The following is a 10,883-nucleotide window of genomic DNA, read 5'->3' on the forward strand; positions in this document are numbered from 1 at the left end:
ATGTTATTTTTCCTCCTCTACAGAATTTAATATAGCTTTTCACTCTTTTATGAAATTGTAATCTACTTTAAAACTACCCTTATAATATCTGCTCTTTTTCTATTTATTTTATCTATACTTGTTTCACCATCTAGATGTTGTCTAACATAAGCATTTCTTGATAATAACATAGCTTTTTCTATTGTATTTATATCTATATCAATTATGCCTAATTCAACACCCAATCTTACATATGATAAAAGATCTAATGCTTCTATTGAATCTAAAATTCTAGCTTCTTTTAAAATTCCATATGCTCTATAAATTTTATCCCATATTTCATTTTTATATTTCTTTAAAGCTCTTCTTCTTTCCTTTTCCTCTTCTTGAATTATATATTCAAGAAGTGTCTTAAATTCATCAATTAAATCTTCTTCAGATATTCCCGTAGTAGTTATATTTTTTACTAGATATATACTTCCATATGCTTTTCCTCTTTCTCCATACTTACCTTCTATAGTAAATATAGATTTATCTTTATGTGAGAATAGCTTATTTATTTTTTCATTTAAAGTTAGCATTGGTAAATGAAGCATTACTTCAAGTTTTATTCCCGTTCCTATATGCTTTATATTTGACGTTAGATATCCCATTGTTTCACTAAACATATAGTCTATTCCATTTTCTAACTTTTCATCATATTCTCTTACATACCTGTATATTTCTTCTATATTATATCCACCTTTTGTGATTTGTAATCTTAAATGTTCCTCTTCATTTATAATTATTGATAAATTATTTTTTTCATCTAGAATTACTGCTACTATATTCTTATTCTTAAGAGTTTTATTTCTTACAATTCGTTGTTCTTTTAGATTCTCAAAATTATATTCATCTTTCCAAAATCTTATAACCTCTATATTTTTATTTATACTTAAATTTTTTTCTACTAATTCTTCTGTTAATCCTCTTCCTATTTCTTCTTCCATTGCTATTGGGAAATTATATCCTTTCACATTTCTAAATAATGTAATACTACTGCTTATTACATTTTTATTATTCATTAATGTAATCAATCTAGCTTTCCTCCCCAATATTGCTATCAAACTTATCCTTTAAACCTTTAATTTTATCTCTTATTACTGCTGCTTTTTCATAGGCCTCAATTGCAACTGCAATCTCCATTTCTTTCTCTAATTGCTTTACTTCTCTCTTTAGTTCAATCTCATTTCCTAACTTGTTAGGAATACATCCTCTATGCTCATTAATTATATTATCTTTTTCTACTAAAATATCTATCTCTTTAAAAAATATTTTATAACATTCTTCACATCCTAATAGCTTTCCTTTTTCTATTTCATTAACTTTTGTTCCACAATTAGGACACTCTTTCTTTAGTTGTTCTCTTTTTTTAGTTTCATCATTAAATAAAATACTTAAAACATTATTAAATGAAACATATTCTACTTTCTCTTCTTGTACATCACTAAATATAGCTTTACCATATTCTTTCGCACATTTTTCACATAGCCATATACTGCTATTTTCCCCATCCATTATTTTACTAAAATTTAATATAGCCTCTCTCCTATTACAATTCTCACATATCATAAAACCCCTCCTAAGCCATTATCACTGTTACCATTCCCTTCAAAATATCTGATCTTAGTTTATTTTTATCAGATGATGATATTAGTGTATTATCGTTCATAGCTATTTTTATGATTTCATATTCCTTTTTATTAATAAGTTCTATTTCTAAAAGGTTATCTAAAAGTGCTATTGCATTATGATATGTTATACTACTGCCAATTGACTCTTTTATTAATTTTTTTATATCTTCTGAACAAGTATGATTTATTCTTTTTATAATGATATGTCCACCACCGCCACGCTTACTTTCAATAACATATCCTTTTGCATAAGTAAACCTAGTTGTTAGCACATAATTTATTTGTGAAGGTGCACATCTAAATTGATCTGCTAATTCATTCCTTTGTATTTGTGTTTGATGATTTTCGTCTTTTATTATCAATTCTTTTATAAACTTTTCTATTATATCTGTTAATCTTGCCATGTTAAACGCTCCTTTTGTTTTTGACTTACTTTGACCTTTAATATTAATATTAATATTATTTCTCTATATAATCAATAAAATTATGTGTTTTTTAGAATTTTTTATTATTTTTATGGAAATGATACTAATAATTAACTTTATGGAGGTGATTCTTATTTTTATTTCATGGCTTGGTAATTCTAGTTTTTTAATAAAAACATCCCTTGGCAAGAGAATTCTTATCGATCCAATAAATAAATTTCACTCTTGTAACTTAACTGACTCGACTCCTAATATTATTACTCTCAGCTCCGAAAATTTTAGATTTAATTGTTTTTCACTCTCTAATAAGAACATTCCTATAATTTCAAATCCTGGTAAATATGAAAAAGATAATTTATTCATTGAAGGATTTTCCTCTTATAGTGACAACTTACAAGGCTTAAAGCGTGGTAATAATCTAATTTTTCTCTATAAAATTGATAATTTAACTTTATGCCATTTAGGATATCTAGGACATATGCTTTCTCCATCCATTCTATCTAAAATCAAAGACTGCGATATTCTTTTCTTGCCTATTGGTGGGAATATTACTCTAGATGGGAAAGTCGCATATAAATTAGCAAAACTTATAAACCCGAAAATTATAATTCCTATGAATTATAAATTTAATCCCTACTCTTTTCTTTTTAAGGGACCAGAACAATATCTATTACTCACTAAAAATTCCCAAAAAATAAAAGAAGAAAGTTTTCTAATAAATTCATCAACACTTCCTTCTTCATTCCTAAACACGATACTATTATCGCCATTATCCAATTTAAATATTATTTAAATAAAAAAAAGATCGCTTATAACGATCTTTTTTTCTGTATACTACTCTTGTACTGGTGCTCCTACTGGACAAACATTAGCACAGTTTCCACAGTCGATACAAGTATCAGCATCGATTACGAATTGAGTATCTCCTTGGCTTATAGCGTTAACAGGACACTCAGCTGCACATGCTCCACAGCTTACGCATGAATCTTGAATTACAAATGCCATAAAAAACACCTCCTCTTTTTTTTGGTAATTATACCTTCTTCATTTTATCACGTTTTTTTTCAGTTTTAAAGTAATTTTATAAAATTTATATTTTTCTGAATTATATTACTATATACCCAAGCTCTTCAATTGAATCAATTATCTTTTCTATTTTCACATAATTTTCATTATATATTATTACTGCTTCTTTTTTAGCTTTGCTTATTTCACTTGCAATTACTCCAGCATTACTTGATATAGCTTTCTGTGTCTTTCTTATATCTGTTGCACTATCTATACCTATAATTTTTAATACCGCCTTCATAATATGCCTCCTATTTTTCTTTTATAAGTTGTTTTATTAATTTTTTATCTTCCGGAGTCTCTACTTCTAATTTTATATCATGATCATCAATAACATCTTCATAGTCACCTTTAATCATTTTAATATTTTCTATTTTGAATTGTTCAATGAACTCTTCATCTCCATTTTTTAATTTTACTTTAACAGATTCTTTAACTATATTATTTTGGACTACTTCACCTGTTCCTTGATCTGTTTCTACAATAGAACCAACTCGTGGTAATCTCTTTCTTATATCTTCATACGTACTTTGCTCATAATTTAAGCAGCACATAAGTCTTCCACATATCCCAGATATTTTAGTTGGATTAAGAGATAGATTTTGTTCTTTTGCCATTTTTATTGATACTGATGTAAAATCACCTAAAAATGATGAACAACACATAGGTCTACCACAAGGTCCAAGTCCACCTATCATTTTAGCTTCATCTCTTACACCAATTTGTCTAAGCTCTATTCTTGTTTTAAAAATAGTTGCTAAATCCTTTACTAATTCTCTAAAATCAACTCTTCCATCTGCAGTAAAATAAAATATTACTTTATTATTATCAAATGTATACTCTACATCTATAAGTTTCATATCTAATTTATGATCCCATATCTTTTCAGTACATATTCTTAAAGCTTCTTCTTCTTTCGCTTTATTTTCTGCATGATTTTTTTTATCTTCTTCATCTGCTATTCTAATAACAGTTTTTAAAGGGGCAATTATTTCACTCTCATCAATTTGCTTTTCACTTATTACGCACTGCCCAAATTCTATTCCTCTTGCTGTCTCTACTATTACATAACTGTCCTTCGTTACATTTAATTCTTGCGGATCAAAATAATAAATCTTCCCCGCTTTTTTAAATCTAACACCTATAACTTTTAACATCTATTATCCCTCCAAAAAACTCATAAGCATAATATTCAAAGTAATTTGGAAATTTGAACCTGCATCTATATTTTTTCTTACAATCTTAATAGCATCAATCATCCCATTTAATTTTTTATAAGACATCATCTGCATAAGTTCTTCTATTTCTTTATTTTTATCAGAATTTATTATAAATCGCTTATCATCTACTTCTTTATAAATAATTATATCTCTGATAAACCCTTCCATTATACTTAATAGTTCTTCTTTCTCATCTTTATATTTTAATAATTTATTCTCATATTTTAAGATACTTTCTATATTCTTATCATTAATTTCTCTAATTAATTCTAATACTACCGTTCTTATTTCTTGTAACTCATCATCATGCAAAAATTTTTCTAACCTACCTGGAATTCCTCTTGCATAAGCTAGTGCTGGAGCAAAATTTTCAATATCTTTTTCTCCATATTTTTCTTCTATATATTCCTTCATTTCATCTTTAGATAATGGTGTTAATTTATAAACTTGACATCTAGATTTTATAGTTTCTAATATCACTTCTAATGATGTAGTTAAAAGTATAATAAATCTACCTTCTGGTGGTTCCTCAATAGTTTTTAATAACGCATTCTGTGCCTGAATTGTTAACTTTTCAGCCGAATATATTAATATAACCTTCTTGTCTCCTTCATAAGGTTTTTTATTAACTTCCTCTATTATTTCTCTAACTTCATCTACTCCCATACTAGCTTTCTTAGGTTTATACTCTATAGAATCTACATGTGGTTTAAACATTTCTTTCTCTAAAATTAAAGATGAAAATATATCTCCAAGCTTACTTTTTCCTATTCCATCATCTCCCACAATTATGTGAGCATGAGATAGAGTTTTATTTTCAGCTCTCTTTTTGAATCCATCTATTATTTTCTTATATCCAATGTATTTTTCCAATACAAGTCTCTCCTTATATCTTTATAAACTGATCTATATCTAATACAAAAACAGTTGCACCTCCAACTGTAACTTCTACTGGATACTGCATATATACCTCCGCTACATCAGTAATTGGTGCCGGTGTTGCTACTATTTCTTCACGTTTCTTGCAAATCTCTTTTATTATATCTATAACATTTTCTGCCTTTTCCTTTTCTACACCTATCATAAGTGTAGTATTTCCTGACTTCAAGAATCCTCCAGTGGTAGCTAACTTAGTTACCATAAAGCCCTTTTCATTTAAAGCTTCTATTAAATCAGTAGAATCCTCATCATTTACAATTGCAATAACTAATTTCATAAAAAACACCTCCAACAAATAAATTAACCCTAATTCTATTTTACCATAAACTTCTATATATAAATATATCTTATTAACCTAATTAAAGTAGTTCAGTAAATATTGTTTTTAATTCATTTAGTACTTCATCAATAGAATTTTCGGCATTAATTTTTTTCATTTTTTCCTTATTATTTTCATAAATGTTATTATACCCTTCTCTAACTTTATTATGAAAATCTATCGCTTCTAAATCTAATCTATTTACTTCTCTATCTGAATTTTTTCTTATTCTTTCTAGTCCTACTTCCGGTGATATATCAAATAAAATTGACATATCTGGCATGTGTCCATCTATAGCAAATTCATTTATTCTATATACTTCTTCCATTCCAATTCCTCTAGCATGTCCTTGATATGCTAATGATGAAAATACAAATCTATCACATAAAACAATCTTTCCTTCGTTTAAAGCTGGTAATACCTTTTCTACTAGATGTTGTCTTCTTGCTGCAGCGTATAAAAGTGCCTCTGTTCTTCCATCCATCTCTGTATTATTAGTATCTAAAATAACTTCTCTTATCTTTTCTGATATTTTTATTCCTCCTGGTTCTCTTGTAGTAACACAATCATATCCTTTTTCTTTTAACCAAAGGTATATCTTCTCAATCATTGTTGATTTTCCTGATCCTTCTCCACCTTCAAATGCAATAAATAAGCCTTTATTCATAATATATTTAGTTCCCTTCTATTTATATATGACTACCTTTATCTTATCTATAAAATAATCATATCTATTTTCTTCAACTCTAGTGTTTACAATTTCTCGTTCGCAATTTCGACAAATATATTCACCATTAATAATTATACCATTAATAATGTCTTCTGATAAACCAGTTTTATGTGCCTTTCCACAAATTGCACAAACTGTATCTTTTTCATATTCTATTTCTTTATTTTTAAATTCTTCTATCTTTATATTTTTAAATTTCATACTTGTCCACCCCTTAATCAAAATCTTTATTTAAATTCTTACCCACTTATTAAATTAATAATCACACTATATAAATATTTTTTAAAATTTTGGTAAAAATAAAATAAACTATTTATTTAGGAGGAAATCTTATGAAACATAAAGTAAAATCCTATCTTAACCATTGTGAAGAAGACATATCGATAATTTGTAATGAACTTTATAATACTCCTGAAGAAAGTTACAAAGAACAATATGCTTCTTCTTTAATCAGTAGTATCTTAAAAAAACATAACTTCACAATAGAAAAAGATATTTTAGATATAAAGAACTCTTTCTATGCTTATAAAGGCACTGGTCATCCTAAAATTTGTTTTCTTTGCGAATATGATGCCATTCCTAATAAGGGTCATATAACAGGTCATAATCTATTATCATCTATATCAGTCCTAGCAGGCCTTTGTTTAGGCAATGCTGTAACTGATATGGAATATGGTTCTTCTATTATAATCGGTTGTCCTGGTGAATATTTAGGTGGAACTAAAAACTTAATGGCTAAACAAGGACTTTTTGATGATATAGATGTTGTTATGGTTGTTCATCCACAAACTAAAACTATTGAAAGTGGAACTTCATCTGCTATTATTCCTTTAAGTATAAGTTTTTCTAAAGAAGATGGATTAAGTTTTTTAAATGAAGAAAAATATAATTCATTAGATGCTATTTTACTAACTTTCAATATAATAAATACTTTAGCTAAAGGTTTTGATGATGGTGTAGAAATTCATTCAATACTTTCAAAAGGTGGAGAAACACCACTTTTAATTCCTAAAACTTCAGAAGGTAAATTCTATATTAGAGCTAAAAATACTAAAACAGCAGAAATTTGTGAATCTAAAATTAAATTAGTTGCAAAAACTGTAGGTGATTTAATGAATATAGAATCTAAAATTTCTCTCTATGAACCTCCAAATGAAGAATTATTAACTAATAGTACCTTAAATAGATTATTAAATAATAATCTAAAAGAGGCTGGAATAATAAATATCCTACCTAGTGTAGGAACTAAAGCAGGATTAAGTATCGGTACAATTAGTAAAATCGTTCCAACAATTCACTCTTATATTTGTATAACAGATGATGAAAAAATTTCTTATGGTTCTACTGATTTTGCTGATGCTACAATTAAGCCCTTTGCATTAGAGCAGTGTAAAAAAGCTGGTATTTCTTTAGCGTTAACAGGACTAGATTTAATAATTAACAAAACTCTTCTTCATGAAACTAAAACTGAATTCTACAATAATAAAAGCCTGTAAGTAATTACAGGCTTTTATTTTAAACCATGGCTCTATTTACCCTATGGATAAACTCTTCGCTAGGTTCAAACTCAAATTTATAAACTTTTCCTTCTTTTTCAAAAATACAAATACATGCTTTTTGATTAAATAAACTACATACAAATGAACCTACTGATTTACACTTCGTCTTCGGTGCAGCCGATTTTGCTCCAATATACCTTATATTAGATAATCTTATGCTAGCCAAATTTCTCTCATTATGTCCTAATATTTTATTCACTATAAGTTTGTCTGCTATTATTGAATATTTGTATGAAGTGTAGCATGAAATTATTTCCCCAAGTAATATAAGAATAGTAATAGTCATAATTATAATATTCCAGATTTGTAAAGTAGTACTATCCTTAAACTTTATTAATTTTAGTCCCTCATGAATATAAAGCATAAAAGTTATTATTATTAAACTAATAGCTATAACTGGTGCTTTTCTTTTCGAGACTACTTCCCTATGCATCATATTATTAAATCCCCCGATTAAATGCAATTAATATTATATTGAGATTATACTAACAAACAGGATTTTATTCCATAGCTAATATGTATTATTTTTATTCTTTTTTAACTAAATATTAAAAATATCATCTATTTCCTTAATATTTATAATCATTTTATAAAATTCTTTAACAAAATAAAAAGTCAATAATAAAATATTTAACAATTAGTAAAAACTATTCATTTTTAACTTTATGTTGTAAAATATATCTATACAAAAATTTTTGGAGGACACCATGATACAAATATTTAAAACTATAGATGATAAGCCTTTAAGATTAATTCAACTTGAAAATATCGAACCAGGTTGTTGGATTAACATAGTGGCTCCATCTGAAGAAGAGCTCATATTAATTTCAAAAAAAACTTCTATCCCTCTTGAATTTCTAAATGCTTCATTAGATGATGAGGAAACATCCCGTATTGATATAGAGAATAATATGCTATCCGTAATAGTAGATATACCTTTTACAGAGATGGAAGATAATTCTCTAACCTACGATACATATCCTTTATCTATTATACACTCTGAAAACTTACTTGTTACGGTATGCTTAAAAAACAGTAAAATTTTAACTGACTTCATTAATGGTAAAATTAAGTCTTTCTATACTTATAAAAAATCTAGATTTACATTACAGATTCTTAGCAGAGTTTCAACTTATTTTTTACTTTACTTAAGACAAATAGATAAAAAAAGTCTCATGATAGAAAAACGTCTTCATAAATCTATGAAAAATAGAGAACTTATTCAACTTCATTCTTTAGAAAAATCGCTTGTTTATTTTTCTACTTCACTAAAAGCAAATGAAATAACTCTTGAAAAAATGCTTAAATTAGATACTATTCAAAAATATGAGGAAGATAAAGATGTATTAGAAGATGTAATTATAGAAAATAAACAAGCTATCGAAATGACTGAAATATATAGTAATATCCTTGCAAGTACTATGGATTTCTTTGCGTCTGTGATTTCAAACAACTTAAATATTGTAATGAAAGTATTAGCATCAGTAACAATATTAATGTCCATTCCAACTATGATCAGTGGAATTATGGGAATGAACGTTGTTTTTCCATTTAATACTGATTCAAATCATACCTTTTTTATAATAATGTTTTTAACAATTATTATATGTACAATAGCAGCCTGGATACTTCATAAAAAAGATATGTTTAGATAAAATATTTTAACATCCTAACAAAAATATCATATTACTATACTAAAAGAGCAATTTATCAGAGTTAGCTCTTTTTTTGTAATATATTTTATAATAAAAGGAGAGTTTATATGTTTATCGGAAAAAAATTAACTCCTACTTCTACTATAGGAATAATTGCTCCATCTGGATGTAGCGATGATTCTACAATAGATAGCTATATCTCTGAATTTAAAAAACTTAATTTTAATGTTTGCTATAACAAATCCCTATACCAAAAATATGGCTATTTAGCTGGATATGATATTGATCGTGCAAATGACTTAATGGAAATGTTTAAAGACCCTAAAATAGATGGGATTATTTGTTTTAGAGGTGGCTTTGGAGCAATAAGAATGCTTCCTTATCTAGATATAAAATTAATTCAAAAAAACGCTAAATTTTTCTGTGGTTATAGTGACATAACACTATTATTAAATTATTTTGCACAAAATAAAATTCCTACCTTCCATGGACCTTTAATAAAGTCTGACTTTGCTAAAGACTCACAAACACTTCCGATATTAAAATATCTAATGCAAAATCCTTCCAAGGGATTTACTTACGATTTTAAGGAAAATTTTGTAATTAACAATAAAAGTGCTACTGGTATTTTAATGGGCGGTAATTTATCAACCATTTGCTCATCTATCGGAACTCGCTATGAAATTAACTTATCTTCAAGTATCCTTTTATTAGAAGAAATAAATGAAGCTCCTTATGTCGTGGATAGATTAATTTCTCAACTTCTTCTATGTAAAACTATCTTAAAATGTAGAGCAATTTTATTAGGACATTTTACTAACTGTGTTTCTAATCAATCAGATAATTTTGATATAAAAGAACTCTTAATTTCTAAGTTGAAAAAATTAAACATACCAATAATCTTTGATGTTCCTTTTGGTCATGATTATCCAAACTATACATTTCCTTTAGGAATTCGCGCTCATTATTCTAGTAACACAAAAAAACTACACTTAATCGAAAATGCACTTCTATAAAATAATCCACTATTTCTTATATAATATATTCTTTTATCCACATTTTTTCATATTTTTGTGGATAACTTTTGTTTTTTCTTTTCTTTCTGTGGATTTTTTAACACTTTTCAATCAATTTATTTGAAAATAAAAAACCTGTAAAATAAATTTACAGGTTTTCCTCAATGGAGGCGCCACCCAGATTCGAACTGGGGATCAAGGTTTTGCAGACCGATGCCTTACCACTTGGCCATAGCGCCATACCATGGTGGCTCGAGCTGGAATCGAACCAGCGACACGAGGATTTTCAGTCCTCTGCTC

At 27.3% G+C, this 10,883-nt stretch carries 15 protein-coding genes and 1 tRNA gene; 4 read left to right on the forward strand and 12 right to left on the reverse strand.

What is annotated here, in order from left to right; all coding sequences use genetic code 11:
* Positions 1–62: 62 nt before the first annotated feature.
* From Q0W06_RS13185 to Q0W06_RS13195, 3 genes are read right to left on the reverse strand one after another with little or no spacing between them, the layout of a single operon-like run.
* Positions 63–1,055: an ATP--guanido phosphotransferase gene (locus tag Q0W06_RS13185; RefSeq protein WP_297636401.1), complete on the reverse strand. Its 993-nt coding sequence runs from the start codon at positions 1,053–1,055 to the stop codon at positions 63–65.
* 1 nt (position 1,056) lies between these two features.
* Positions 1,057–1,590 (reverse strand): UvrB/UvrC motif-containing protein, encoded by a 534-nt coding sequence (locus Q0W06_RS13190; RefSeq protein ID WP_297636404.1) that lies wholly within the window; start codon positions 1,588–1,590, stop codon positions 1,057–1,059.
* A 10-nt stretch (positions 1,591–1,600) separates the two neighbouring features.
* Positions 1,601–2,056 (reverse strand): CtsR family transcriptional regulator, encoded by a 456-nt coding sequence (locus Q0W06_RS13195; protein WP_297636407.1) that lies wholly within the window; start codon positions 2,054–2,056, stop codon positions 1,601–1,603.
* A gap of 139 nt (positions 2,057–2,195) precedes the next feature.
* On the opposite strand from Q0W06_RS13195, the gene Q0W06_RS19685 reads away from it, so the two are divergent.
* Positions 2,196–2,870: an MBL fold metallo-hydrolase gene (locus Q0W06_RS19685; protein WP_366516790.1), complete on the forward strand. Its 675-nt coding sequence runs from the start codon at positions 2,196–2,198 to the stop codon at positions 2,868–2,870.
* Positions 2,871–2,911: 41 nt separating this feature from the next.
* On the opposite strand, the gene Q0W06_RS13205 is transcribed toward Q0W06_RS19685, so the two are convergent.
* The 7 genes from Q0W06_RS13205 to Q0W06_RS13235 form a co-directional block, all read right to left on the reverse strand.
* Positions 2,912–3,082, reverse strand: coding sequence for a 4Fe-4S binding protein (locus tag Q0W06_RS13205; protein WP_297636413.1), 171 nt, complete (start codon positions 3,080–3,082; stop codon positions 2,912–2,914).
* Positions 3,083–3,182: 100 nt separating this feature from the next.
* Positions 3,183–3,386: a cation transporter gene (locus Q0W06_RS13210; RefSeq protein ID WP_297636416.1), complete on the reverse strand. Its 204-nt coding sequence runs from the start codon at positions 3,384–3,386 to the stop codon at positions 3,183–3,185.
* A 10-nt stretch (positions 3,387–3,396) separates the two neighbouring features.
* A complete protein-coding gene (locus Q0W06_RS13215) occupies positions 3,397–4,302 on the reverse strand; it encodes a stage 0 sporulation family protein (protein ID WP_297636419.1) in 906 nt (301 codons plus the stop codon).
* Between the two features lie 3 nt (positions 4,303–4,305).
* Positions 4,306–5,238, reverse strand: coding sequence for a DNA polymerase III subunit delta' (locus Q0W06_RS13220; protein ID WP_297636422.1), 933 nt, complete (start codon positions 5,236–5,238; stop codon positions 4,306–4,308).
* Between the two features lie 13 nt (positions 5,239–5,251).
* Entirely contained in the window at positions 5,252–5,581 is a 330-nt protein-coding gene (locus Q0W06_RS13225; protein ID WP_297636425.1) for a cyclic-di-AMP receptor, read from the reverse strand.
* An 82-nt stretch (positions 5,582–5,663) separates the two neighbouring features.
* Complete coding sequence (tmk, locus tag Q0W06_RS13230; protein WP_297636428.1) at positions 5,664–6,290, reverse strand: dTMP kinase; 627 nt, start codon at positions 6,288–6,290, stop codon at positions 5,664–5,666.
* Between the two features lie 18 nt (positions 6,291–6,308).
* Complete coding sequence (locus Q0W06_RS13235; RefSeq protein WP_297636431.1) at positions 6,309–6,554, reverse strand: sigma factor G inhibitor Gin; 246 nt, start codon at positions 6,552–6,554, stop codon at positions 6,309–6,311.
* Positions 6,555–6,685: 131 nt separating this feature from the next.
* On the opposite strand from Q0W06_RS13235, the gene Q0W06_RS13240 reads away from it, so the two are divergent.
* The gene (locus Q0W06_RS13240) at positions 6,686–7,849 is read left to right on the forward strand and encodes a M20 family peptidase (protein ID WP_297636434.1); all 1,164 of its coding nucleotides are present in this window, start codon (positions 6,686–6,688) and stop codon (positions 7,847–7,849) included.
* Positions 7,850–7,868: 19 nt separating this feature from the next.
* Here the strand turns inward: Q0W06_RS13240 and Q0W06_RS13245 are convergent, their stop codons facing one another.
* Entirely contained in the window at positions 7,869–8,348 is a 480-nt protein-coding gene (locus Q0W06_RS13245) for a hypothetical protein (RefSeq protein ID WP_297636437.1), read from the reverse strand.
* 271 nt (positions 8,349–8,619) lie between these two features.
* Between Q0W06_RS13245 and Q0W06_RS13250 the strand changes: the two genes are divergently transcribed.
* Both Q0W06_RS13250 and Q0W06_RS13255 read left to right on the forward strand, forming a co-directional pair.
* Positions 8,620–9,567: a magnesium transporter CorA family protein gene (locus tag Q0W06_RS13250; RefSeq protein ID WP_297636440.1), complete on the forward strand. Its 948-nt coding sequence runs from the start codon at positions 8,620–8,622 to the stop codon at positions 9,565–9,567.
* Positions 9,568–9,674: 107 nt separating this feature from the next.
* On the forward strand, positions 9,675–10,583 hold the full coding sequence (locus Q0W06_RS13255; protein WP_297636443.1) for an LD-carboxypeptidase: 909 nt from the start codon (positions 9,675–9,677) through the stop codon (positions 10,581–10,583).
* 165 nt (positions 10,584–10,748) lie between these two features.
* On the opposite strand, the gene Q0W06_RS13260 is transcribed toward Q0W06_RS13255, so the two are convergent.
* Positions 10,749–10,822 (reverse strand) — tRNA-Cys (locus tag Q0W06_RS13260).
* Positions 10,823–10,883: the final 61 nt, after the last annotated feature.

The organism is uncultured Clostridium sp., assembly GCF_947072515.1.
In the GTDB taxonomy this organism is placed as follows: Bacteria; Bacillota; Clostridia; order Clostridiales; family Clostridiaceae; genus Clostridium.